The organism is Micromonospora sp. NPDC048898 (genome assembly GCF_043198035.1).
Taxonomy (GTDB): domain Bacteria; phylum Actinomycetota; class Actinomycetes; order Mycobacteriales; family Micromonosporaceae; genus Micromonospora.
In genome coordinates, this window is sequence record NZ_JBICUF010000001.1 from 127,050 (window position 1) to 150,031 (window position 22,982).

The following is a 22,982-nucleotide window of genomic DNA, read 5'->3' on the forward strand; positions in this document are numbered from 1 at the left end:
CGTACACGCTAGAGCGCCGACATGTCCCCGGTGTCGAGCAGCTCGACGCGGTCCGTGTCGGGCTCCCACAGGTCTGGTTGGGCCGGCTCCCGCACCCCGATGCGCAGCGCCTCCAGTTGGGCGGCGAAGGACAGCCCTCCGAAGAGCGCCATGCCGGTCAGGTTGGCCCAGAGCAGCAGCGCCATCATGCCGGTCAACGCGCCGTAGGTCTGCCCGAAGCCGTCGCTGAAGCGCACGTACGCGGCGAGCAGCAGGCTGGCCAGCCACCACAGGACCGTGGCGATGCCGGCACCGAAGAACAACCAGGACAGGCCGGGCTGGTTGCGTCGTGGGGCGTACCGGAACAGGACGGCGACGGCGAGGACGGTCAGCCCGAGGCTCAGGGGGAAGCGGACCACGTCCCAGATGCCGTTGGCGACCGCGCCCCACTCGTAGTGCTCGCGCACCGAGTCGCCCATCGCGCCACCACCGACCAGGATCAGGAAGCCGGCGAGCGCGGGCAGGCCGGCGGTGACGGCCAGCACCGCGGCGCGGAGGTACTTGCGCAGCGCGGGGCGGTCCCGTTCGACGCCGTAGATGCGGTTGGCCCCCCGTTCGATCTGGGCCATGGTGGTGGTCAGCGCGAACAGGCCGGTCAGCAGACCGAGGGTGAGTGCCAGCTCGCCCGCGTCCTCGACGCGTTCACCCTCGCCCAGCAGCTCGCCGACCATCTGCGCGCTCTGGCCGGGGGTGAGCGCCAGGACGGTGTCGGCGACGACCTGACCGCCCTCCTCGACGCCCAGCTCGCTGATCAGGCCGGTGAGGGCGATCAGGAACGGCACCACGGCGAGGCAGAGTTGCAGGGCGAAGGCCCGGGAGTGGCTGAACCCGTCGCCGTAGCGGAACCGGATGAAGGCGTCCCGCAGCAGGTGCCAGGTGTTCTGCCGGCGCAGGGTGTGCCAGGCGTCGTCGGCGGACAACTCCTCGTCGGCCATCAGCCGGGTCTCCGGCACGATCCGGGTGCTACTCACGGCGCGCCTCCTCGATCAGCTGCTCGCCCCGCTCTCCGGCGCCCTGCGCGTCGACGGCCAGGTCGGGGACGTCCTCGGGTTGGGGGACGCAGAGCCAGAGCGCCTGGGGTCGGACCTCCGCCCGTAGCTGCCGGCCCGGGGAGATCAGGTCGCCGTCCAACTCCCGGGGCTGGGCCCGGTTGCTGGTGACCACCACGCGCCGACCCCGGAACACCTCCATCTGCGGCACCTGGCCGCTGCGGCGGATCACCGCCCAACCGAGCGCGAGCCAGTGCCGCAGGTTGCGGGGGGTGAGCACGGCGACGTCGAGCCAGCCGTCGTCAGGCTCGGCCTCGGTGAGCAGGATCACCCCACCCTGGAGCCGGCCGACGTTGGCGATCAGGACCGAGCGGGCTCGGCGACGCAGCGGCGGGCGGTCGTCGACGCGGATCTGCACCCGCATCGGTCGGTCCCGTAGGTGGCGGGCGGCGCCCACCACGTACGCCGGCCAGCCGAAGCGGGCCTTGGTGGTCTCGGAGGTGGCGGCGAGCATCTGGGCGTCGAAGCCCATGCCGGCCATCACGGTGAAGTAGTGGCCCTCGACGGCCCCGACGTCGAGCAGCCGTCGGCCCCGTTCGACGGCGACCTGGAGCCCGGCGGCCAGGTCGGTGGAGAGACCGAGGTTGGCGGCGAGCAGGTTGCCGGTGCCCTGCGGCAGCACGGCGAGGGCCACGTCGGTGCCGACCAGCGCGCTGACGCAGGACATCACGGTGCCGTCGCCACCGCAGGCGAAGACCAGGTCGACGCCGTCCTTGACGGCCTGCTCGGCCTGGCCGCGGCCCGGGTCCTCGACGGTGGTCTCGTGCCACTGCGGCTCCGGCCAGCCCGCCGCCCGGAGGGCGTCGCGCACGGTACGACGCAGCTCGTCGAGATCGTCCACCTTCACCGGGTTGACCACCACGGCGGAGCGCAGCCCGCCGTCGCCGCCCGAGGGCCGCCTGTCCTGTCCAGCATCCACGGGCGCCAGTGTGCAGCACCGGGACACCTTCAGCGACCCGGTGCGGGGCTCGCGTCGAAAGTGCCACAGACAGGTTTCAACGCGAGCGCACCCGTCAGGCCGCCGTCCGTAGCGCGTTCTCCACCCGGCGGCGCAGATCGTCGAGGTCGACGCCGGACTCGGTGAGCACCAGCGCGCCCAGCCCGTGGCCCTCCCGGAGCACGCCGAGCAGGATGTGCTCGGTGCCGATGTGCTTGTGACGCAGGCGCAGCGCCTCGCGCAGGGACAACTCCAGCGCCTTCTTCGAGCGGGGCGAGAACGGCCCGCCGAGGTAGCGCTTGCGCCGCCATCTGCGGCGCGGTGCCGGCACGGCCTCCCGCAGCGCGTCCGGGCCGAAGGACTGCTCGATGCGGGCCACGATCGCGGCCAGGTCGATGCCGATCTCCCGCAGGGCCGCCGCGTCCGCGTCGCCGAGGCCGGCGCCGCCGCTGGCGGTGTGTCGGCGGACGCGTTCGCGCAGGTCGTCGGCGTGTACGCCGGCGTCGGCGAGCACCCGGGCGGCCAGGCCGGCGTCGTCGTCGAGCAGGGCGAGCAGCAGGTGCTCGGTGCCGACCGGCCGTTGGCCCTCGGCCCGCGCCTCTTCCAGCGCCCGGTGCACCACGCTCCGCGCCCGGTCGGTGAACCGTTCGAACATCACGCCTCCCAGGATGAGTTGACCGCCGGCCGTCCGGCGTGCTTCTTGTGCACCGCCTGCCGGCTGACCTCGAGCGCGTCGGCGATGTCCTGCCAGGACCAGCCCTGTCGACGGGCGTTGTCCACCTGGACCACCTCGAGCCGCTCGAGCAGCCGGCGCAGCGCGCGGACGGCGCGCAGCCCGACCCGGGGGTCGGTGCTGCCGGCTGCCGCCGCGAGTTCTGTCGCCTGACTCATGCCGTCAACATACGTTGACAGCACCACTCGTGTCAACTCCAGTTGACGGAGTGCCGGAACCGGCCCGTCATCGTGTCGCCCCGACTACCCTCGGTCAGGGACAGCTTGGTCAGGCCGGGCGCGACGCCCGGGAGGTGATATCGATGGCCGTACCCGCCGACGCAGCGGTGCTGGTCGGCCTCGGCTCGATCCTCGACCTTCCGGTCGTCGAACAGGCCGCACAGGAAGCCGCCGGGCACGGCCGGCCACTACACCTGCTGCACATGTTCGACTGGCAGGCGGCCTTCGCCGCGGACAGTGTCGCCGCACCCCGCGACCGGGCCGAGGAGCTGCTCACCCGGGCCGCCCAACTCGCCCACCAGGTCGAGCCCGAGCTGACCGTGGGCAGTGAGATCATCGAGAGCGGCATGCTCGCCACCCTCATCCGCCGGTCGGAGACGGCCTTCCTGCTGGCCGTCGGCGACAGCGGCATGGCCGGCAGCGGCCAGTGCGTCCCGGCTGAGACGCCCGCCGTGCAGTTGGCCGCGCGGGCCGGTTGCCCGCTGCTGGTGGTCCGCCACGAGCCACCACCGCAGGGGCCGGTGCTGGTCGGGGTGGACGGCTCACCCAGCTCGCACCTCGCCCTGCGGTGGGCCGTGGAGTGCGCGGCCCGCCGGGACACCCGGCTGCTCGCGCTGCGGGTGGTGGAGCAGGACGAGGACACCGACGCGGTCGCCGAGCAGCTCGTCGAGGCGGTGGCCCAGCACACCGGCCGCAACGGTTCGGTGCCCACCGAATGCCGGGTCGTTCGCGGCGACCCCGGTCAGGTCCTGATCGACACGTCCCGCACGTCGCAGTTGGCGCTTGTCGCCGCCCGTGGCGACGAACCGGGGCGAGCGATGCTGGGCGCGGTCGCCCAGTCCCTGCTCTACCACTCCCCCGCACCGGTGGTCGTCGTCCGCGGCCTGGCCGAGGCGCCACTGACCGGGCCGGCCACCCCGACGGCACGGGACCAACGGCCCTGATCCCTGGCGTTCGCGGCGGCGAAGCCGCACGCCCCACTCCTACCCGCGAGAGGCAGCCCGATGGACACCGCTCTCGACGTGCGCCGCGCCCTCACCGACGACGAGCTACGCCGGCTGGACGCCTACTGGCGCGCCGCGAACTACCTCACCGTCGGGCAGATCTACCTACTGGGCAACCCGCTGCTGCGGGAGCCGCTGACCCGCGACGACATCAAGCCCCGGCTGCTCGGGCACTGGGGCACCAGCCCCGGGCTCAACCTGATCTACGCCCACCTCAACCGGGTGATCGTGGCGCGTGACGTCAACGCCATGCTGGTCACCGGCCCGGGGCACGGCGGCCCGGCCATCGTGGCCAACACCTGGCTGGAGGGCACCTGGTCGGAGCGCTACCACGACGTGGCACGGGACGAGGCCGGAATGGCCAAACTGTTCCGCCAGTTCTCCTTCCCCGGTGGCATCCCCAGCCACGTCGCGTCGGACGTGCCAGGCTCGATCCACGAGGGCGGCGAGCTGGGGTACGCGTTGAGCCACGCCTACGGCGCGGCGTTCGACGACCCGGATCTCGTGGTGGCCTGCGTGGTCGGCGACGGTGAGGCGGAGACCGGGCCACTGGCCGGCAGCTGGCTCTCCAACGTGTTCCTCAATCCCGCGCGCGACGGCGCGGTGCTGCCCATCCTGCACCTCAACGGCTACAAGATCGCCAACCCGACGGTGCTGTCCCGGATCCCCGAGACCGACCTGCTCGACCTGATGCGCGGTTCGGGCTACCAGCCGTACGTGGTGGCCGGTGACGATCCCGCCGTGGTGCACCGCACGCTCGCCGCGACGATGGACCGCGCGCTGGACGAGATCGCCGAGATCCAGCGGCGGGCCCGCTCCGGTGGTGCCGTCGAGCGCCGCCGCTGGCCGATGATCATCCTGCGGACGCCGAAGGGCTGGACCGGCCCGAGCGAGGTCGACGGCGTCCAGGTGGAGGGCACGTACCGCGCCCATCAGGTGCCGCTGTCGGGGGTACGCGACAACCCGGCGCACCTGGCCGAGCTGGAGCGGTGGCTGCGCAGCTACCGGCCCGAGGAGCTGTTCGACGCCACCGGCGCGCCGGTGGACGAGCTGCGGGCGCTGCCGCCGCACGGGGACCGGCGGATGAGCGCCAACCCGGTCACCAACGGTGGCGTGGTGCTGCGCGACCTGGCCCTGCCCGACTTTCGCGACTACGGCGTGGACGTCGGAGAACCGGGCAAGCCGATGGCCGGCGCGACCGGGGTGCTCGGCCCGTGGCTGCGCGACGTCATCAGCGCCAACCCGGAGACGTTCCGACTGTTCGGCCCGGACGAGGTCGCCTCCAACCGGTTGGGCGCCGCGTTCGAGGTGACCGGCCGGGCGTGGGTGGCGGCCACCGTCGCGGGCGACGACCACCTCTCCCCCGACGGCCGGGTCATGGAGGTGCTCTCCGAACACCTGTGCCAGGGCTGGTTGGAGGGCTACCTCCTCACCGGCCGGCATGGCGTCTTCACCAGCTACGAGGCGTTCATCCACATCGTCGACTCGATGCTCAACCAGCACGCCAAGTGGCTGAAGGTGACCCGGGCCATCCCCTGGCGGCAACCGATCGCCTCGTTGAACTACCTGCTGTCCAGCCACGTCTGGCGCCAGGACCACAACGGTTTCTCCCACCAGGACCCCGGCTTCATCGACCACGTGGTCAACAAGAAGGCCGAGGTGGTCCGGGTCTACCTGCCACCGGACGCCAACACCCTGCTCTCCACCATGGACCACTGCCTGCGCAGCCGGCACTACATCAACGTGGTGGTGGCCGGTAAGCAGTCGGCACCGAGTTGGCTGACGATGACCGAGGCGATCCAGCACACCCGCCGTGGCCTGGGCATCTGGGAGTGGGCCAGCAACGACGGGGGAACCGAGCCGGACGTGGTGCTCGCCTGCTGCGGCGACGTGCCCACCCTGGAGACGTTGGCCGCCGTCGAGCTGCTCCGCCAGAACCTCCCCGAGTTGAAGGTGCGCCTGGTCAACGTGGTCGACCTGATGCGCCTGCAGACGGACACCGAGCACCCGCACGGCCTGACCGACAACGAGTTCGACACCATCTTCACCGCGGACCGGCCGGTCATCTTCGCGTACCACGGCTATCCCTGGCTGATCCACCGACTCACCTACCGCCGCAACAACCATGACAACCTGCACGTACGCGGTTACAAGGAGGAAGGGACCACCACCACCCCGTTCGACATGGTGATGCTCAACGACCTGGACCGTTTCCACCTGGTCATCGACGTCATCGACCGGGTGCCCGGCCTGGGGCCCCGCGCCGCCCACCTGCGCCAGCGGATGGTCGACGCCCGGCAGGCCGCCCGCGACTACACCCGCCGGTACGGCGAGGACGACCCCGCGGTCGCCGAGTGGCGCTGGGTCCGTGCGACCGACCCGACGAACCCCTGAGGAGGACGACGTGCGCGACGCGGAGATCCTGGTCGGCTTCGACGGCTCCACCGACGCCTCGGTGGCGGTGGACTGGGCGTTGGAGGAGGCTCGGCACAGCGGCCGACCGGTGCGACTGGCGTACGTCTTCGAATGGTTGACCGTGGCCGGCTGGGTCGGTCCGGGCGTGGCGCCCGGGGTCTGGCCGGACGAGACCGCCCGCCGGCAGGTCGAGGACCTGGTGCGCAAGGCCGCGGCGAACGCCGCCGCCACCCACCCCGAGCTGCGGATCACCGGTGAGGTGTACGACGGGCCACCCGCGCTGGTGTTGCAGGAACGCTCGGCCGAGGCCGGCATGCTGGTGCTCGGCAGCCGGGGCCACGGCGGTTTCGGGGGACTGCTGGCCGGGTCCACGGCCGTGTCGGTCGCCGCGCACGCGCACTGCCCGGTCGTGGTGGTCCGCGACGGGACGGCCGGTCGACCGGACGGCCCGGTGGCGGTCGGGGTGGACGGTTCGGCGCCGTCGCTGGTGGCGCTCGGCTTCGCCGCCGAACGGGCGGCACGGCGGCAGGTGCCGCTGCGCGTGCTGCACGCCTGGACACCGGGCCCCGGTGGGGCAGCCGGGGTGCCCGACGAGCGGGCCGCCGTGGAGCAGGCACTGGAACCATGGCGACGGACGTTTCCCGAGCTGAACGTCACCGTCGACCTGATCCCGGGCAGCCCGGCGGCGATGCTGATCGAGGCCAGCCCGTCCGCACAGGCGGTGGTGGTGGGCAGCCGGGGTCGGGGCGGACTGGCCGGGATGCTGCTCGGCTCGGTCAGCCAGCAGGTGATCCAGCACGCCAGCTGTCCGGTCGCGGTGATCCGGGAACGCTGACCGCGGACACACGCGCTCAGCCGCTGAGCACGGCGGCCTCCCGTGCCGGGGCCAGACCGATCGAGCCGCGGTCTGGCCGCCCGGCGCGCGGCGGGACCGTGCCCACCTCGCGGAGCCACCGCCAGGTGTCCTCGACGGTCTCGACCACCGGCCGGCAGGTCAGCCCGGCGGCGAAGACGCGGGTCACGTCCCGCTCCAGCAACCCCCGGTACGGGTGACCGACCGGCAGCCAGATCGGCAGATCGCTCCACGGCTGCACACCGGCGGCGAGGATCGACGCCGGATCGGTCCAGCACAGCCGGGCGTCGGCACCGGTGACTGCCACGCACGCGCCCAGCAGCTCGCCCATCGTGGTCTGCGCCCGCCGACCGATCGCGTTGAACGTGCCGCCCACCCGCTCGGCGCCCGCGTCCAGCATCCAGCCCGCCAGGTCACGTACGTCGATGTACTGCACCGGCAGGTCCGCCGGCCCGGGGGCGAGCACGTCGCCGCCCCGCTCGACGCGCCGCAGCCACCAGGGCAGCCGGCCGATGTCCTCCCCCGGGCCAAGGATCAGCCCGGCCCGGGCGACCAGCGCCCGCTGCCCGAAGACCTCCCGCACCGCACGCTCCGCACCGGACTTGAGCTGCGGGTAGTCGCCGTCGACGGAGTCCGGGTCGGCGTCCACCACCGGGGAGTCCTCGTCCAGCCCGGCAGCGGCCGGGTCGGCGTAGACCGACCCGCTGGACACGTACACGTAGTGGCCGACCGCGTCGACCAACGCGCGCGCGGCGTCCCCGGCAGCGCGCGGCGCGCCGTCCCAGATGTCCACCAGCAGGTCCCACTCGCCGCCGGCCAACGCCGCCAGGCCGTCCGGCGCGCCGCGGTCACCCCGCAACCGGTGTACGCCGGGCGGCACCGTCCCGTGCAGCCCTCGGTTGAACACCGTCACCGACCAGCCGCGGCGGACCGCCTCGGTGACCGTCGCACCGCCCACGAAACCCGTACCACCCAGCACCAGCAATCTCATGCGCCCACCCTGCCGGTGCGGGCCGGCGGACGACAGCCATGTTCACCGGCAGCGGATCTGCCCGTGGCAGAACCGTCAGCCGAGCAACCGATCCAGGGGTCGGGGGATGGCGCCCGGGTCGACGGCGCGGACGAGCGCGGACGCGTACCGGGCCTTGCGACCGCTCATCGTGCCCAGGAAACGGCGCAGTTGCCGCTCGATCGTCCGTCCGCGCTGCGCGGGCTGCTTCTGGAAGATCCGGAACCTCGCCAGATCCCGCTCGGCGTCGATGACCCGCTCGACACCAGCGCTGCCCAGCGCGCGGATCAGCTCGTCCTCCAGGTCGGCCACACACACCTGGAAGCCGAGCGCCTCCAGGGCCGGGCGGGTCAGGTCGCTGCCGAAGCCGGCCTGCTCCAGCCCCCGTCGGAAGAAACCCTCCTCGGCCTCGTCGCAGAGCCCTCGTACCGTCAGGGCCAGACCCTGCGCCCCGAAGAGCCGCAGGTACCGGGCGACACTCATCGCGCCACCGATCGGCAGGACGCACACGCCCTCACCCGCCAGGTCACGGCCCCGCCGCTCGGCCAGCGCCTCCACCGCGCACTGGTCGCTGAAGCCCTCGACGAGCACGACCGTGCTCAGGTCACCGGCCAACTCGCGGGCGACCGTCGCGGCTGCCGCGGCGTCCGCACCGCCGGCCGCCCACACCCGCACGGCACCTCGGAAACGGTCCGGCTCTCGCACAGGCCAGAGTCTCGCAACCCCCGACGAGGACCGCCATCGATTTGGGTACGGCGACGACTCGTCACCGGGTCGCGATGACGAGAAGTTTTCGCGGTGGGCGATACTGGCGTACCGCAGCTTGCCCAGGCCACCCGAGGCTGGCTCCACGTCGGCACAACCCGGACGGAGAACGGCATGCCCCGCACACCGCTGTCCCTGCCGCAGCCATCCGCGCGGGCGCCCGAGTTCGGCCGGGACGCGCTCATCGTCTGCGAGAACCTGGTGCGGATCTACCAGACCGGTTCGATCGAGGTGCAGGCACTGCAGGGACTGGACCTGGCCGTGCAGAGCGGCGAACTGGTCGCCGTCGTCGGTGCCTCCGGGTCGGGCAAGTCGACACTGCTCTCCATCCTGGCCGGTATCGACGCACCCACCGCCGGGCGGGTCCGGGTCGACAGGTGGAACCTGCTGGCGATGTCCCGCGCGGACCGGGTGGACTACCGGCGGCACACCGTCGGGTTCGTGCGGCAGCAGACGGCGAGCAACCTGATCCCGTACCTGACCGCACGGGAGATGGTGGACCTGCCGATGACGGCGGCCCGCACCCCGAAGGAGGAGCGCCGGGAGCGCGCGGCCGAGCTGCTGGACAGCCTCGGCGTCGCCGACTGCGCCGACCGGCGGCCCGGGCAGCTCTCCGGAGGGCAACAGATGCGGGTCGCGATCGCGGTGGCGCTGGCCAACCAGCCGCGGGTCCTGCTCGCCGACGAGCCGACCGGCGAGCTGGACGCCGCCACGTCCGCGGAGGTCTTCGGCGTGCTGCGCGACGTCAACCGGCGCTACGGCGTCACAGTCGTCGTGGTGACCCACGATCCGGAGGTCAGCGGCCAGGTCGAACGGACCGTCGCGATCCGGGACGGGCGCACCAGCAGCGAGGTGCTGCGCCGCACCACCACCGACGCGGAGGGTGACACGCACGTGATCGCCGAGGAGTACGCCGTGATGGACCGCGCCGGGCGGGTCCAGGTGCCCCGCGAGTTCCGCCAGGCGCTGGCGCTGACCCGACGGGTCCGGCTGGCCCTGGAAGCCGACCACATCACGATCCACCCCGACTCGGGAAGCGGCGAATGAGCAGCGAGCCGCTGCTGCGCGTGCGCGGTGTCCACCGGCGCTTCCGCACCGGGCCGAGCGTCGTACACGCCCTGCGCGGTGTGTCGTTCGACGTGGCCGCCGGGTCGATGGTGGCGCTCGTCGGCCGGTCCGGCTCGGGCAAGACCACCCTGCTCAACGTCATCGGCGGCCTGGACCGCCCGGACGCCGGCACCGTGCACGTCGACGGCACCGACGTCACGGCGCTCGACGAGGACGGCCTGTCCGGGCTGCGGCGCGAGAAGGTGTCGTACGTCTTCCAGAGCTTCGGGCTGATCCCGGTGCTGTCGGCCGCGGAGAACGTCGCGGCCCCGCTGCGGATGGCCCGCGTCGCCCCGAACGAGCGCGAGCGGCGGGTCGAGTTGCTGCTGGAGCTGATCGGCCTGGCCGACCACGCCGGGCAGCGGCCGGCCGAGCTGTCCGGCGGCCAACAGCAGCGGGTGGCCATCGCCCGCGCGCTGGCCGCCTCGCCCCAGCTCCTGCTCGCCGACGAACCCACCGGGCAACTGGACGCCGAGACGGGCCTCTCGGTGATGGCCCTGTTGCGCGGAATCGTGGAGTCCGAAGGCGTCACCGTCCTGGTGTCGACGCACGACGCGGTGATGATGGCCCTGGCCGACCGGGTGATCCGCATCCACGACGGGCACCTCGACGAACAGGCCGCCGGGTGACGCGACGATGAGGCTGGTCAGCCGGCGCGCCCGCGCGCAGTGGCCGTTGCTGGCGGCCCTCCTCGGGGTCGTCACGATCGGCGCGACCCTGCTGGGCACCTGCACCCTGCTGATCACCCGCACCGCCGAGCGGGCGCTGGAGGTCGCCATGGCCCGCGCCGCCCCCGCCGCCGTCGACGTGACCGTCTACACCGGCGCCGTCGAGGGCCCGGACACGTCGTCCGTCGCCGCCGACACCCGCAGCGTGGTGACCTCCGCGCTCGCACCGTTCCCGGCGACGACGACCGCGCGGGCGTCGACGGTGCTGCGGGCGCTGCCGCCCACACTCGCCAGGGGCACCACCGTCGGAGCCCAGGCGTACCTGTCGGGGATGGACGACCTGCCGACCCGAGGCGAGCTGATCACCGGGCGCTGGCCACAGCGCCCTGGCGACGCGGTGCTGCTGGAGTCCACCGCACAACTGCTCGGCCTCACCCCCGGCAGCCGGGTACGCCTCGGCGCCGAGCTGGCCCACGCGCCCGTCCCGGCCATCGACGTGACAGTCGTCGGTGTGGTACGCCCGCTGCCCGGGCGCGGCTGGGACCGCGACCCACTGGCCGCGGCCGGCTCCGCCCCCGGCTACCGGGACGGCCGCTTCCTGCAGCCGGTCAACGCCTACGGCCCGTTCCTCGTCGACCTCGCCGACCTGGTCACCACCGGTGCCACGGTCGACCGGATGGAGGTCACCGCCCATCCGGACCTGACCGACCCCAACCGCCGCGACCTGGAGACCGTCGCCGGGGCCGTCCGCGATGCCGACCGCCGGCTGGCGGGCACCCTCGGCGACCGCGTCCGGCTCGCACGTGTCTCCTCCGAACTGCCGCTGACCCTCCGGTCCGCCGACGACCAACGGCACGTCACCGCCGCCGTCGTGCTCGCCATCGCCGTCCTCGGCGGTGTCCTGACCGCGACGGCACTCGTCCTCGCCGGCCGGCTGACCACGGGCATCCGCGCCGAAGAGACCGCCCTGCGGTCCGCCCTGGGCACCAGCCGTCGCCAACTCGCCGCCACCGCGACATTCGAGGCCGGGCTCATCGCCGCCGTCGCCGCCACGCTCGCGATACCGGCCTCGTCGGCCCTGCATGCCGGCCTGACCCACCTGCCGCCGCTGGACGCCGCGGGCCTGACCGTCGGGCCGGCCATCGCCGGTACCCAGATCCTCGCGGTCGTCGGCGGCGCGCTGGTGCTCGCCGCCGTCCTCACCGTCCTGGCGATCCGCCCCGTCCCGGCGGCCGGCGACCAGCGCACCCGCCGCGAGCTGCTGGCCCGATCCGGCGCCGACGTGCTGCTCGCGGCATTCGCCGCCGCCGGCTGGTGGCAGCTCTACGCGCAGCCCACCACCGCCAGCCCACGCGCCGACGCGGTCCGGGTGCTCGCGCCGGCGCTGCTGCTCACCGCGGGCGCCGCCCTGGCCCTCCGGGTGGTGCTGCCCGCCCTTCGCGGCGCCGACCGGCTGGCGTACCGCGCCCGCGGGCTGGCGCTTCCGCTGGCGGTCGCCGAGGCCGCCCGCCGGCCACAGGCGGTCGCCGCCGGGCTGCTCGTCGGGCTGGCCTGCGCGGCCGGAACCTTCGGCCTCGCCTTCGACGACACGTGGCACCAGTCGCAGCGCGACCAGGCCGCGCTCACCGTCGGCACCGACCTGGCACTCACCCTCGGCACGGCGCCGGTGGCCGGAGAGGGCGCGGCCGTCGGCGCGGCCACCGCGGGAGCCGTGAGCCCGGTCCTCGACCGGGGCACCACAGTCGGTCAGTGGCTCGGCAACGCGGGCGTTGCGCCGCGCCTGGTCGCCGTCGACACCACCCGCGCCGACGCGCTGCTGCGCGGACGGCTGGACGACGACCGCGGCTGGGCCGACGTGGGCGCCGCGCTGGCACCCCGTACCCGGGTCACCGGCCTCGCCGTTCCGGCTGGTGCCCCGCTCGTCCTGCGCGGGACGGCCGCCGACGGCACCCCGCTCGCCGTGACGCCCCAACTGCTGCTGCAGGACGCCACCGGCCTCCGCACGTCCTGCACCGGTCCCGCCGTACCGCTCGACGGCCAGGAGGTTCGGCTGCCCGCCTGCGCGACGGCTGACGGGCAGCGCCTCGTCGCGGTCGCCCTGCCGCTCACCGCCGACGCGGTCGGCGGATCCGTCGCCGTGACCGTCACCCTCACCGTGCCGCCCACCGGGGCGGTGGAGAAGCCCACCGACGGATCGGACTGGACCGCCACGTCCGCGCCGCCGATCCCCAGCAAGGTGAGCGACCTGACCGTCGGGGTGTCCGCCACGCCGACGGGAACCGCGCTGCGGATGGCCGCGACCGTCGACCTCGGCGGCGCCGAAGACGCCGCCCGGACCCTCGTCGCCACCGCATTCCCGGACCCCAGCCCGGTGCCCGTCGCCGTCTCCGCCCGCTTCGCCAGCGAGGTCGGCGCACAGAGTGGCAGCCAGCTCAGCGTCACGATCGGCATCACGCCCGTCCGGATCGTCGTCACCGAGGTCGTGCCGAGCGTGCCGTCCGCCCCCGGCGCCGTCGCCGTCCTGGCCGACCTGGACACGCTGTCGCGCGCACGCGCCGTCACCGGCGACCTCACGTTCCCCGTCGACGCGTGGTGGGTCGGCCATCCCGCCGCTGCCGGTGCCGCCGAGCGGGCCACCGCCCTGTATCTGGGCACCGTCTCGACCCGTGAGGCGGAGACCGCCCGCCTCACCGGCGGCCCACTGCGCGCCGGGCTGCCGGCCGCCCTCCGGCTCCTCGTCCCGGCTGCGGCCCTGCTGCTGCTCGCCGGCGTCGTCCTGCACGTCACCTGTGATCTGCAGGTCCGCGCCGTCGAGGTGACGCGGCTGCGCGGCCTGGGGATGTCCCGGCGCGGCATCCGGGCCGTGCTGCTCGGCCAACACGCAGGCGTTCTGCTGCCCCTGCTCGCGGCGGGCGCGACCGTCGGCGCGCTCGGCACCCGCGTCGTCGCACCCCTGCTCGTACGCTCCGACACCGGCGCCGCGCCCGTCCCGGCCACCCAGCCACACTGGCCGTGGCCAGCCGAGGCCGCACTGCTCGCCGTACTGCTGGCCGGCTGCCTGCTGGCGGTCGCCGTGGTGGTCACCGTCCAGGTCCGCCGGGCCGACGCCGCGCACCCGCGGGTGACGCCGTGAAACGATGGCTGACCGGCCGGTGGCCGGCACCGCACTGGCCCAGCGTCCGTGGCCGTGGCCGTGCCGACGCCGGGGCGCTGCTGCTCACCGCCGCCGTGATCGCGGCCGTCGCGCTCCTGGCCGGGGCCGTGCCGACGCTGCTCCGGGCCGCCGCCGACACCGCCGTCCAGGACACGGTCCGCCGCGCCGGCCACGACTCGAACGTCCTCGTACACGCCGACTGGGAACGCGACGACGGGCCGACCGGCGGACGGGTCCGGATGCCCCGCCTCGCCGCGGAGGTCGACCGCTTCCGCGCCCGGGCGACCTCCGCGCTCGGACCCGACCTGGACGCCACGCTGCTCCCGCCCGTCGCCGTCGTCAACGGCCCGATCCTCACCATCACCGACGCCAGCGTGCCGCGTACCTTCCAGCTCACCTACCTGGCCGGTGACCTCGGCAGCCCGGCCGTGACCTGGATCGCCGGCAAGGCGCCCGGTTCCACCGCCTCCGACGAGTACGTCGAGACCCCCTACGACGGACCGCCCTGGCCGGTGCAGGTCGGCCTCTCCGAGGCCGCCGCCGCCGCACTGCACCTCGGCCCCGGCGATCGGATGCGGGTCAAGGACGCCCTGGGTAGCGACACGGACGTCCGGATCAGCGGAATCTATCGACCCGCGGACAGCGCCGACCCGGCCTGGCGACTCGCCCCGGCGCTCCTGCGCCCCGTGCCCGGCGCCGACGGCGCGGGGACCACCCGGTTCGCCGGCCTACTGTCGCGCGAGTCGTTGCCGGACGCCCGGCTCGCCGTCGCCGAGGGTCAGCTGCGGCGCACCGTCCACTTCGCCCCCGACCCCGACGCGCTCACCTGGGACGCCACCGCGCCGCTCGCCAGCAAGGTGGTCAAGCTCAAGGCGTCCTCCGGCTCATCAGGTGCCCGCGACCAGTCCCTGAAGTGGGAATCGCAGCTGGACACCACCCTGCGCGACGCCCGGACCCGGAGCAACGCCGCTTTCGCACAGGCCGCCGTCCTGCTCGTCGGCGTGCTGACCGCCACCGTGCTGGTCCTGCTACTCGCCGCCGAACTGCTGGTCCGCCGCCGTACCCCGGTGCTGAGCGCCGCCCGGCAGCGGGGCGCCGCACTACCCGACCTCGGTACGGAACTGACAGTCGAATCCACAGTCGTGTCCCTGTCGGCCGCCGCCGTCGGGCTCGCGCTCGCCCGCGCCGTCGCTCCGGGCGTCTCCTGGACCTGGGCCGTTCCCGTGGTCCTGGCCGGAGCCGTCGCCGGTCCGGCGTTCGGCACCCTCGCCGCCGCCCGCGCCAGCCGCGACCGGCGCCAACCCGCCAACCCGGCCGCTCGGCGCTGGATCCGGGCCACCGGACAGTTGCGCCGCGCCGCCGTGGAGGCCGCTGTCCTGATCGCCGCGGTCGCCGCCCTCGTCACGCTGCACCAGCGCGGGCTGCTGCCCGTCGCCTCCGACGGCGACACCGGTGAGCTGACCGGCGACCTGATCCTGCCGGTCAGCGCCCCCGCTCTGGGCGCGCTCGTCGGCGCGCTCGTCCTGCTCCGGCTGCTGCCCCTCGGGGCGCGGTTCGCGCTCCGAGGGGCCCTGCGCTCGCGCCGCCCGCTGGCCGTGTTCGGTGCCGCCCACGCGGCCACGACGGCCGGGCGCGCGCTGCCACTGCTGGTGCTGGTCGGCACCACGGCGCTCGCGTCGTTCGCGCTGATCCTCGGCAGCACCGTCACCCGCGGTCTGGCCGACGGCGCGTGGAGCACCGTCGGCGCGGACGCCCGCGTCGACGTCGGCACCGATGCCGAGGCCGCCACACCCGCACTCGCCGAGCGCATCGCCGCCGCGCCCGGGGTGGGGCAGGTCGTCGTCGCGCAGGTGACCGACTCGGCACACGTCTCCACCGATTCGACACCGCTCACCCCACGCCTGGTCGTCGTGGACGCCGCCGCGTTCCAGCGCCTGCTGGCCACCACTCCGCTGCCCGACGCGCCGGCGCTGGCCCGGCTCACCGCACCCGGTCGGGGCTCCGGGGACGTCCCCGCGCTGGTCCGATCGAGCGACGGCGGTCTGCGGACCGGCACGCGGCTGCAACTGTCCCGGGACGACGCCCCGGCGATCGGTCTCGCCGCGGTCGGTACCGCTCCCTCCGTCGGCGGTGCCGACGACGTCGTCATCGTGGACGCCACGGCGCTCGCCGACGCCGGGCTGCCCGCCGTTGCGAACACCGTCTGGGTGACCGGCCCCGGCGCGGCGCGGGCCGTGTCGAACACCGGCGTCGCCGCCGACGTCGTGCTGCGCGCGGACGTCCAGCGGGCGCAGCGGGTGGCGCCGCTGACCGCGGGGCTGCTACGGCTGTCGTGGACGGCCGCCGCGGTGCTGCTGGCGCTGGGGTTGCTCGGCCTCACGCTCGCCGCCGCCGCCGGCGCGTCACAGCGGTGGCAGACCCTGACCCGGCTGCGGACCCTCGGTCTGCGACCACGCGACGCCCGCTGGGTCGCCGCCGGAGAGCTGCTGCCGCCGGTCGTGGTCGCCGCGGTGTGCGGCCCGCTGCTCGGCGCCCTGCTCGCGCGCCTGACGCTCGGCCCGCTCGACGTGCGGCTGCTCACCGGCCAATCCGCCGACCCGGCGGCGGTCCTGCCGTGGTGGCTGCTGGGCCTGGTGAGCGTGGCGCTGCTGGCGACGGCCGCAACTGTCGTGCCTGTCGAGTCGGCGCTGCGGCGACGCGACCGGCTGAGTGAGGTGCTCCGCGCCGGCGAGTGACCGACCCGCCTGCATGGATGGTGGGCGATACTGGGTTTGAACCAGTGACCTCTTCCGTGTCAAGGAAGCGCGCTCCCACTGCGCCAATCGCCCGTGGCGGCCCCGTGGGGCACATCGAGAGCGGACGACGGGATTCGAACCCGCGACCCTCACCTTGGCAAGGTGATGCGCTACCAGCTGCGCTACGTCCGCACGTCCCCGACAAGCGCCGGCGACAGGTGAACTCTACCCGATGCCAAGATCGCTTGGCACGGCACCCTGTCCGGTCGCGGTTGCGCTGGTCGCCGCCGGGGTACTGAAGGGCTCGACAGCGCACCACACCCCCTAAGGAGGCTGTCGTGGGTATCGGCACCAGCATCTTCCTGATCGCGCTCGGCGCGATCCTCACCTTCGCACTGGACGCCAGCGTCGGCGGCATCAACCTCGACGTGGTCGGCTGGATCCTGATGGGAGCCGGCGTGCTCGGCCTGATCATGACCACGCTGATCTGGGGCCGCCGCCGCGAGGTGGTCACCACCACCGAACAGCCGGTCGAGTACCAGCGGGTCGAGGAGCGGCGGGACATCGCCCCGCCGCTGTGACACGACCACTTCCACCGCCGACGGACCAGACGCTGCCGGGCCGGCCGCCCCGATGAGGGCAGCCGGCCACCGGCGGGATCAGAACTCGATGACCAACCGGCCGCGTACCCCTCCGGCTTCCAGGAGCTGATGCGCGCGGGCCGCCTCCTGCGGTGGGAACCGGCCGGCGACACGAAGGCTCAGCGCACCCTCCTCGGCGAACCGCCGAAGCAGGTCGAGCTTGTCGCGGCGCCCGTCATACTCGTGCACGTGGGCAGCCACCATCCCGATCCCCCGTTGGTTGGCCTGAGCCAGCAGCAGCGGATCCGGCCCGCCGCGCAGCAGCGCCACGGCGCCACCGTCGCGGACCGCCGGCAGCAGCGCGCCACCGATCAACGCGGCGTCAACAGCGGCGTCCACGCCGTCCGGGGCGTGCTCCCGGAAGCGGTCGGCGACACCCGGGCCTCGGGCCACCGTCACGTCGGCGCCGAGCGCGGCGACCAGTTCGACGTCACCGGGCGCCGCGTCGGCCAACACGCGGTGACCGGCGGCCTTGGCGAGTTGTACCGCGTACCCGCCGACGGCGCCGGCCGCGCCGGTCACCGCGAGGGTGCTGCCCGGCGGCAGCCGCAACTGGTCCAACGCGTGCAGGGCGGTCAACCCGTTCATCGGCAGCGTGGCCGCGTCGGCGGGTGAGACGCCCGCCGGCGCGGGCACCACCCAGGCTTCCGGAAGCACCACCCACTCGGCATACCCACCGCCGGCCTCCCGGGTCGGGTTGACCATGGCCATCACCGGGTCACCCGGGGCGAGCGCACCACTGCCCCCGGGGCCCACCTCGTCGATCGTGCCGGCGATGTCCAGGCCGGGCAGCAGCGGGTCGGTGCCGCGCAGTCGCACCGGCGTCATACCGGCCCGGATCAGGGTGTCCGCCGGGTTGACCGCCGCCGCGCGTACCCGGATGCGGACCTCACCGGGGCCGGCGTGCGGGGTGGGAAGTTCGACCACCCGCAGCACCTCCGGCCCGCCGTAGCGCAGCAGTCCGACCGCTCTCATCATCGACTCCTCGTCGCTCGGGTTGGGTCGTGCCGGTGGTGCCGGGCCGCCCACCTCGGACGACGGGTCAGTCCAGGCAGGTGAGCGCGACCTCGGCGTACCGGGTCAGCGCCGCCCGGTCCGGGTTGATGGCACCCATCACCCGCAGCCCCTGAAGGCTGGTCACCAGGAAGCCGGCCAGGTCGGTGGCGCTGCGATCGGACGTGATCTGGCCCCGCAACTGCGCCTCGGCGAGCAGGTCGTAGAGCGCCAACTCCAGGGACTGGGTGGTGGAGCGGAGCCGCTCGGCGACCCGCAGGTCCTGGTGTGCCCGTTCCATCGACGCGCCGACGATGAGGCAGGCGAGGTGCCGGCCGTCGCCGGTGATGTCGTCCACCGCGCCGACGAACACCTCACGGAGGACCGCCCGCGCATCGTTGCCCGAGCGCAGCAGGTCGACCATCGGTGCGGCGTAACGCTGCCGGTACAGGTCGAGCACCGCGAGGTAGAGGCCGTCCTTGCTGCCGAAGGCGGCGTAGATCGAGCCGCTGCCGAGGCCGGTCGCCTCCGCGAGGTCGCGCATCGAGGTGCCCTCGTAGCCCTTCCTCCGGAACACGTCCATCGCGGCGTTGACCGCGGCGTCGAGGTCGAACTCGCGGGTACGTGCCATGCCCCGGACGCTACCCGCTATCTGGAACGATCGACAAAGTATCGCCGATCACAGTCGCCGCGTCGATCCGTTTCCGCAGCTGAGGGCCGCCGAGGAGACCGCGCTAACATCCGGATCATGGGGTCTCTCGACACGCTGCTGGCCGCGCACCGGGCGTACCTGCTCGGTTGGAACATCGGGGTGGCCGGCGGGCCCGACCTTCCGACCTACCGCAGCGAGGTGCCGCACGCGACCCTCAACGGCGTGCTGCGCGTGGCCGGACGTACGCCGCGGGACGCGCTCGTCGAGGCCCGGCAGCGCCTGCACGGCGTACCTCGGGTCTGGTGGGTCGGCCCGGACAGCGACGCCGGGACCGCCGACGGTCTGCTCTCCCTCGGCGCGGCCGAGATCGCCCGCCTGCCGATCATGAGTGTGACGATCGACGCGGCGGCCGAGGTCCCGGCGCCGGCGGGCCTGCACATCACCGAAACCACAGACCTGGCCACGTTCGTCGCGGCCTACGCCCGGGTGTCCGGAATTCCGGCCGGCGCGCTGAACGCGACGACCGAACGGGAGAAGGCGTTCACCGGCGACGGCACCGTGCTCAGACTCGCCGGCCGCCTCGACGACGGCCAGGTGGTCGGAACGGCAGTCGCCTGGCTCAGCCACGGACTGGCCACCCTCTACTTCGTGGGTACGCAGCCCGAGCACCGCCGCCGGGGCATCGGCGCGGCCATGACCAGGGCCGCACTCAACCTGGCCAGCGAGCGCGGCGCCCGCACCGCCGCCCTCACCTCGTCCCCGATCGGTGAGCCGGTCTACCGCCGCCTCGGCTTCCGGCCCGTGGGCGAGTTCCGCATCCTCACCTTCTAGGAACCCCGCGACGGTGGCGACGGCTCCGCCGCCATCGGGTTCTTCCGGGGGGCAGCGCTGTAGGCCGGGTGGGCTCGGTGCAGCGCCCGGAACGGCAGGTAACAGAGCATGATCAGCCGGCTGGTCAGCCAGGCCCGCCAGTAACTGGCGCTACCGGCCCGCCCCGAGTGGCTGGCATAGGAGGCGTCGATCATCCGCAGGTACGCCCAGAAGTCGGCCGGGTCGTTCCGGAAACGGCGCGCCGAGGTGCCGGCCCGAAGCTCGGCGGCGAAGACCACCCGGTGGCCGGCCCGCCGCAGGTGGATACCGAGGTCGAGATCCTCGTGGTAGCGGCGATCGTCGCAGAGGTCGGTCCGGATGGCGTGCCAGGCCCGAGCCCGGACCGCCATGTTCGCACCGAACAGCCAGTCGAGCCGCTGCCGGCTCGGCAGTGTCCAGGCCCGGCGCAGTGTCCGGTCCACCGCGTTGAGGACCGCCGGAAAGCGGATGTCGTAGTAGGTCACCGGACCGGTCACCGCCGCGACGGTGCCGTCCGCGAAGACCCGGCGGACCCCCTCCACCCAGTACGGCGGCAGCCTGGTGTCCGCGTCGATCCGGCCGATCACGTCACCGGTGGCCGCCATCAGGCCACGGTTGCGGGCGGCCAGGACGCCCAACCGCGGTTCGGTGAGCAGCACGACCCGATCGGTGTACCCGGCCAGCCGGGCCCGCGTCGCGTCCGTGGAGGCGTTGTCCACCACGATGATCTCGTCTGCCGGCGTCGTCTGCCGCAGAGCCGCATCGAGGCACGGGCCGATGTTCTCCTCCTCGTTGTGCACCGGCACGACGATCGAGACCCGCGGTGCGCGGGCCGGACCCGCCCCGGCACTGTCGGATGGTTCGGCGCTGTCAGATGGTTCGGCGCTGTCGGATGGTTCGGCGCTGTCGGATGGTGCAGCCGCCCCGGCCATGGCCCGCCCCCGCCCTAGGGTCGATGGATCGTCGCGCGGGAAGCGTGCCATGCGAGGCCGCACCGGCGCTGTCCCGGTCGTGCGGAGGCCTGGACAGCAGCAGGCCCGTTACCGGAAGCCGGTAACGGGCCTGCTCAACTACCTAAATACCCTGTGGGCGATACTGGGTTTGAACCAGTGACCTCTTCCGTGTCAAGGAAGCGCGCTCCCACTGCGCCAATCGCCCGTGCTTGTTGCCGAGGTGGGGACGGGATTTGAACCCGCGTACACGGCTTTGCAGGCCGTTGCCTCGCCTCTCGGCCACCCCACCGAGGTTGCCCCCGTCATGCGTGGCGGCAGCTCCGAGCGGACGACGGGATTCGAACCCGCGACCCTCACCTTGGCAAGGTGATGCGCTACCAGCTGCGCTACGTCCGCACGTCCCCCGGCGTTCCCGGGTGACGGATGAGAACTTTAGCCGAGCCGGTGAAAGACTGCCAACTCGGGGTCACCTCGGCGCGTCCGCTCCTCGGGAGGCGGGAACGGAGATCACCACCGGCGAGCTTCCTAGGGGACTGGCCTGGTGTCGAGCGGCGCCACCGACCGTCACCCTCGGGCATCCACTCGACAATGACGGCCATCATTGCATCAACCGCCCGTCACCAGGGCCTTCGTGCGCCACCCCATCGCGGCGGACCTCGACTAACACACTCACAGGAACGACTGACGGCACCCCGGGGAATTGTCCGGCTTCCGACTCTCGCGCCGCGGATCCAGGCACGGCCGTCACTGTTCGTGTTCAATCGGATGGGCTACGGTAACGGTCGTGACGAGACGTGCGGCCGAGATCCGCCTGGATGCCCTGCTGCGCACCGCCTGTGACGTGATCGTGGAGCGCGGTCTGGCCAACACCCGGACGGCCGATGTGGCACAGGCCGCCGGTGTGAGTCAGGCGTTGGTGTTCTACCACTTCGCGACGAAGGAGCGGCTGCTCGCGCAGGCCTTCGCGTACGCGGTCGAGCAGGATCTGGCCCGACTGGACGTGGTGACCCGCTCCTCGGCTCCGCCGCTGACCAAGCTCCGCCGGATCCTCAAGCTCTACACGCCGGCCGGGCGGGCAACCTCCTGGTCGATGTGGATCGACGGATGGTCCGAGTCGCTGCGCACCCCGGAGTTGGAGAAGGTGTCCCGCCGGCTCGACCTGCGCTGGCGGCAGGATCTGGCCGCGGTGATCTGCGCCGGGGTGGCCGACGGCACCTTCCAGTGCGCCGACCCGGAGGGCGCCGCCTGGCGGATCAGCGCGGTGATGGACGGGCTTGCCGTCCAACTCGCCGTGCACGACCGGGTGATCTCCCGCCGGCAGTTCGGCGAGTGGGTCCGGCTGGTCACCGCCCGAGAGCTCGGCCTGGATCCGGTCGCACTGGACTGAGCCGACCGACCACCGGTCCGGCGCACCCAGGGCAGGCAAAACGGCTCGGCCCGCCCCGACGACCGGAACAATCGGCAGCATGGACCTGCTGGACGCGTACCGCCGGAGCCTGGCCGAATTCGTCGACCGGGTGGACCAGGTCGAACCCGGCCAGTGGTCCGACCCGACGCCCTGCTCGGACTGGGACGTACGCACGCTTGTCAACCACGTGGTGCGTGAGGATCGGTGGAGCGTCCCGCTGCTCGCGGGCCGGACCATCGACGAGGTGGGCGACCGGCTCGACGGCGACCAGCTCGGCACCGACCCGATCACGGTGGCGCGGGAGGCGGCGGCGCAGGCCGAGATCGCCGCGACCCACCCCGGCACGCTCGACCGCACCGTGCATCTCTCCGCTGGTGAGACCCCGGCCGCGGAATATCTCCAGCAGCTCCTCGCCGAGCATCTCGTCCACGGCTGGGACGTGGCGGTGGCGATCGGGGCGCAACCACGCCTGGACCCGGAGACGGTACACGTGGCCGCCCGCTGGTTCGCCGGCCAGATCGACGACTACCAGGACAACAACCTGGTGCAGACCGGGGTACGGGTGCCCGACGACGCCGACGAGCAGGACCACCTGCTGGCCGCCTTCGGCCGCAACCCCGACTGGACACCGGACGACTGACCACCCGCAGCGTGCCTGACGACTGACCACGCGCAGCGTGCCTGACGACTGACCACCCGCAGCGTGCCCGGAAGCTGACCACGCGCAGCGTGCCCGAAGACTGTGCCGTACGTGGTGGCCCCGGTTGTGCCTCGCCCACGCGCCGTGCTCGACGGCCGGG

At 73.5% G+C, this 22,982-nt stretch carries 20 protein-coding genes and 5 tRNA genes; 11 read left to right on the forward strand and 14 right to left on the reverse strand.

The features are described from left to right. Positions 1–8: 8 nt before the first annotated feature. The 4 genes from ACGFIQ_RS00675 to ACGFIQ_RS00690 all read right to left on the reverse strand — a co-directional run bounded on the left by ACGFIQ_RS00675 (position 9) and on the right by ACGFIQ_RS00690 (position 2,916). On the reverse strand, positions 9–1,010 hold the full coding sequence (locus ACGFIQ_RS00675; RefSeq protein WP_393237226.1) for a YihY/virulence factor BrkB family protein: 1,002 nt from the start codon (positions 1,008–1,010) through the stop codon (positions 9–11). Beyond that, a complete protein-coding gene (locus ACGFIQ_RS00680) occupies positions 1,003–2,007 on the reverse strand; it encodes a diacylglycerol/lipid kinase family protein (RefSeq protein WP_393237229.1) in 1,005 nt (334 codons plus the stop codon). The genes ACGFIQ_RS00675 and ACGFIQ_RS00680 overlap by 8 nt, the downstream gene beginning before the upstream one ends. Before the next feature lie 94 nt (positions 2,008–2,101). Then, positions 2,102–2,680: a Clp protease N-terminal domain-containing protein gene (locus ACGFIQ_RS00685; protein WP_393237233.1), complete on the reverse strand. Its 579-nt coding sequence runs from the start codon at positions 2,678–2,680 to the stop codon at positions 2,102–2,104. After that, positions 2,680–2,916 (reverse strand): helix-turn-helix domain-containing protein, encoded by a 237-nt coding sequence (locus ACGFIQ_RS00690; protein ID WP_272616519.1) that lies wholly within the window; start codon positions 2,914–2,916, stop codon positions 2,680–2,682. Before ACGFIQ_RS00690 ends, ACGFIQ_RS00685 begins: the two co-directional genes overlap by 1 nt. A gap of 143 nt (positions 2,917–3,059) precedes the next feature. On the opposite strand from ACGFIQ_RS00690, the gene ACGFIQ_RS00695 reads away from it, so the two are divergent. Genes ACGFIQ_RS00695 through ACGFIQ_RS00705 form a run of 3 tightly spaced genes read left to right on the forward strand, consistent with a single transcriptional unit; the run spans position 3,060 to position 7,230 of the window. Further along, entirely contained in the window at positions 3,060–3,920 is an 861-nt protein-coding gene (locus ACGFIQ_RS00695; RefSeq protein WP_393237236.1) for a universal stress protein, read from the forward strand. A gap of 60 nt (positions 3,921–3,980) precedes the next feature. Then, positions 3,981–6,374: a phosphoketolase gene (locus ACGFIQ_RS00700; RefSeq protein WP_393237239.1), complete on the forward strand. Its 2,394-nt coding sequence runs from the start codon at positions 3,981–3,983 to the stop codon at positions 6,372–6,374. Positions 6,375–6,384: 10 nt separating this feature from the next. Continuing rightward, the gene (locus ACGFIQ_RS00705; RefSeq protein WP_393237242.1) at positions 6,385–7,230 is read left to right on the forward strand and encodes a universal stress protein; all 846 of its coding nucleotides are present in this window, start codon (positions 6,385–6,387) and stop codon (positions 7,228–7,230) included. A 16-nt stretch (positions 7,231–7,246) separates the two neighbouring features. Here ACGFIQ_RS00705 and ACGFIQ_RS00710 read toward each other — a convergent pair whose 3' ends face one another. After that, positions 7,247–8,239, reverse strand: a complete 993-nt coding sequence (locus tag ACGFIQ_RS00710; RefSeq protein ID WP_393237245.1) for an NAD-dependent epimerase/dehydratase family protein — start codon at positions 8,237–8,239, stop codon at positions 7,247–7,249. A 75-nt stretch (positions 8,240–8,314) separates the two neighbouring features. Next, positions 8,315–8,962 (reverse strand): TOPRIM nucleotidyl transferase/hydrolase domain-containing protein, encoded by a 648-nt coding sequence (locus ACGFIQ_RS00715; RefSeq protein WP_393237248.1) that lies wholly within the window; start codon positions 8,960–8,962, stop codon positions 8,315–8,317. A gap of 174 nt (positions 8,963–9,136) precedes the next feature. On the opposite strand from ACGFIQ_RS00715, the gene ACGFIQ_RS00720 reads away from it, so the two are divergent. Genes ACGFIQ_RS00720 through ACGFIQ_RS00735 form a run of 4 tightly spaced genes read left to right on the forward strand, consistent with a single transcriptional unit; the run spans position 9,137 to position 16,686 of the window. After that, positions 9,137–10,069, forward strand: a complete 933-nt coding sequence (locus ACGFIQ_RS00720; protein WP_393237251.1) for an ABC transporter ATP-binding protein — start codon at positions 9,137–9,139, stop codon at positions 10,067–10,069. Continuing rightward, positions 10,066–10,758, forward strand: coding sequence for an ABC transporter ATP-binding protein (locus ACGFIQ_RS00725; RefSeq protein ID WP_393237254.1), 693 nt, complete (start codon positions 10,066–10,068; stop codon positions 10,756–10,758). Before ACGFIQ_RS00720 ends, ACGFIQ_RS00725 begins: the two co-directional genes overlap by 4 nt. A gap of 7 nt (positions 10,759–10,765) precedes the next feature. Next, a complete protein-coding gene (locus ACGFIQ_RS00730; RefSeq protein WP_393237257.1) occupies positions 10,766–13,930 on the forward strand; it encodes a permease in 3,165 nt (1,054 codons plus the stop codon). Next, on the forward strand, positions 13,927–16,686 hold the full coding sequence (locus ACGFIQ_RS00735) for an FtsX-like permease family protein (protein ID WP_393237260.1): 2,760 nt from the start codon (positions 13,927–13,929) through the stop codon (positions 16,684–16,686). The genes ACGFIQ_RS00730 and ACGFIQ_RS00735 overlap by 4 nt, the downstream gene beginning before the upstream one ends. Before the next feature lie 18 nt (positions 16,687–16,704). Here ACGFIQ_RS00735 and ACGFIQ_RS00740 read toward each other — a convergent pair. Further along, positions 16,705–16,779: transfer RNA gene (locus ACGFIQ_RS00740), tRNA-Val, on the reverse strand. A gap of 26 nt (positions 16,780–16,805) precedes the next feature. Then, positions 16,806–16,878 (reverse strand) — tRNA-Gly (locus ACGFIQ_RS00745). Positions 16,879–17,024: 146 nt separating this feature from the next. On the opposite strand from ACGFIQ_RS00745, the gene ACGFIQ_RS00750 reads away from it, so the two are divergent. Beyond that, positions 17,025–17,267, forward strand: a complete 243-nt coding sequence (locus tag ACGFIQ_RS00750) for a DUF6458 family protein (protein WP_357070106.1) — start codon at positions 17,025–17,027, stop codon at positions 17,265–17,267. 78 nt (positions 17,268–17,345) lie between these two features. Here the strand turns inward: ACGFIQ_RS00750 and ACGFIQ_RS00755 are convergent, their stop codons facing one another. Both ACGFIQ_RS00755 and ACGFIQ_RS00760 read right to left on the reverse strand, forming a co-directional pair. Next, positions 17,346–18,302: an NADP-dependent oxidoreductase gene (locus ACGFIQ_RS00755; protein ID WP_393237263.1), complete on the reverse strand. Its 957-nt coding sequence runs from the start codon at positions 18,300–18,302 to the stop codon at positions 17,346–17,348. A 67-nt stretch (positions 18,303–18,369) separates the two neighbouring features. After that, positions 18,370–18,951, reverse strand: a complete 582-nt coding sequence (locus tag ACGFIQ_RS00760; protein ID WP_393237266.1) for a TetR/AcrR family transcriptional regulator — start codon at positions 18,949–18,951, stop codon at positions 18,370–18,372. A gap of 117 nt (positions 18,952–19,068) precedes the next feature. On the opposite strand from ACGFIQ_RS00760, the gene ACGFIQ_RS00765 reads away from it, so the two are divergent. Then, positions 19,069–19,803: a GNAT family N-acetyltransferase gene (locus ACGFIQ_RS00765; protein WP_393237269.1), complete on the forward strand. Its 735-nt coding sequence runs from the start codon at positions 19,069–19,071 to the stop codon at positions 19,801–19,803. On the opposite strand, the gene ACGFIQ_RS00770 is transcribed toward ACGFIQ_RS00765, so the two are convergent. The 4 genes from ACGFIQ_RS00770 to ACGFIQ_RS00785 form a co-directional block, all read right to left on the reverse strand. After that, positions 19,800–20,804 carry a glycosyltransferase gene (locus ACGFIQ_RS00770; protein ID WP_393237272.1) on the reverse strand — a complete coding sequence of 335 codons (1,005 nt, stop codon included), beginning with the start codon at positions 20,802–20,804 and terminating at the stop codon, positions 19,800–19,802. The genes ACGFIQ_RS00765 and ACGFIQ_RS00770 overlap by 4 nt on opposite strands. 103 nt (positions 20,805–20,907) lie before the next feature. Next, a tRNA-Val gene (locus ACGFIQ_RS00775) sits at positions 20,908–20,979 on the reverse strand. Between the two features lie 13 nt (positions 20,980–20,992). Beyond that, positions 20,993–21,063, reverse strand: a tRNA-Cys gene (locus tag ACGFIQ_RS00780). A gap of 34 nt (positions 21,064–21,097) precedes the next feature. Beyond that, positions 21,098–21,170, reverse strand: a tRNA-Gly gene (locus tag ACGFIQ_RS00785). A 388-nt stretch (positions 21,171–21,558) separates the two neighbouring features. On the opposite strand from ACGFIQ_RS00785, the gene ACGFIQ_RS00790 reads away from it, so the two are divergent. Both ACGFIQ_RS00790 and ACGFIQ_RS00795 read left to right on the forward strand, forming a co-directional pair. Beyond that, on the forward strand, positions 21,559–22,161 hold the full coding sequence (locus tag ACGFIQ_RS00790; protein ID WP_393237275.1) for a TetR/AcrR family transcriptional regulator: 603 nt from the start codon (positions 21,559–21,561) through the stop codon (positions 22,159–22,161). Between the two features lie 79 nt (positions 22,162–22,240). Next, on the forward strand, positions 22,241–22,822 hold the full coding sequence (locus tag ACGFIQ_RS00795; protein ID WP_393237278.1) for a TIGR03086 family metal-binding protein: 582 nt from the start codon (positions 22,241–22,243) through the stop codon (positions 22,820–22,822). The last annotated feature ends 160 nt before the right edge of the window (positions 22,823–22,982 follow it).

What these genes read in the sequence shown, in the direction of transcription:
- ACGFIQ_RS00700 (WP_393237239.1), top strand. Translation starts at nt 3,981, where the DNA reads ATGGACACCGCTCTCGACGTGCGCCGCGCCCTCACCGACGACGAGCTA.
- ACGFIQ_RS00730 (WP_393237257.1), top strand. Translation starts at nt 10,766, where the DNA reads ATGAGGCTGGTCAGCCGGCGCGCCCGCGCGCAGTGGCCGTTGCTGGCG.
- ACGFIQ_RS00720 (WP_393237251.1), top strand. Translation starts at nt 9,137, where the DNA reads ATGCCCCGCACACCGCTGTCCCTGCCGCAGCCATCCGCGCGGGCGCCC.
- ACGFIQ_RS00685 (WP_393237233.1), bottom strand. Translation starts at nt 2,680, where the DNA reads ATGTTCGAACGGTTCACCGACCGGGCGCGGAGCGTGGTGCACCGGGCG.
- ACGFIQ_RS00795 (WP_393237278.1), top strand. Translation starts at nt 22,241, where the DNA reads ATGGACCTGCTGGACGCGTACCGCCGGAGCCTGGCCGAATTCGTCGAC.
- ACGFIQ_RS00755 (WP_393237263.1), bottom strand. Translation starts at nt 18,302, where the DNA reads ATGAGAGCGGTCGGACTGCTGCGCTACGGCGGGCCGGAGGTGCTGCGG.
- ACGFIQ_RS00760 (WP_393237266.1), bottom strand. Translation starts at nt 18,951, where the DNA reads ATGGCACGTACCCGCGAGTTCGACCTCGACGCCGCGGTCAACGCCGCG.
- ACGFIQ_RS00695 (WP_393237236.1), top strand. Translation starts at nt 3,060, where the DNA reads ATGGCCGTACCCGCCGACGCAGCGGTGCTGGTCGGCCTCGGCTCGATC.
- ACGFIQ_RS00690 (WP_272616519.1), bottom strand. Translation starts at nt 2,916, where the DNA reads ATGAGTCAGGCGACAGAACTCGCGGCGGCAGCCGGCAGCACCGACCCC.
- ACGFIQ_RS00765 (WP_393237269.1), top strand. Translation starts at nt 19,069, where the DNA reads ATGGGGTCTCTCGACACGCTGCTGGCCGCGCACCGGGCGTACCTGCTC.
- ACGFIQ_RS00710 (WP_393237245.1), bottom strand. Translation starts at nt 8,239, where the DNA reads ATGAGATTGCTGGTGCTGGGTGGTACGGGTTTCGTGGGCGGTGCGACG.
- ACGFIQ_RS00770 (WP_393237272.1), bottom strand. Translation starts at nt 20,804, where the DNA reads ATGGCACGCTTCCCGCGCGACGATCCATCGACCCTAGGGCGGGGGCGG.
- ACGFIQ_RS00725 (WP_393237254.1), top strand. Translation starts at nt 10,066, where the DNA reads ATGAGCAGCGAGCCGCTGCTGCGCGTGCGCGGTGTCCACCGGCGCTTC.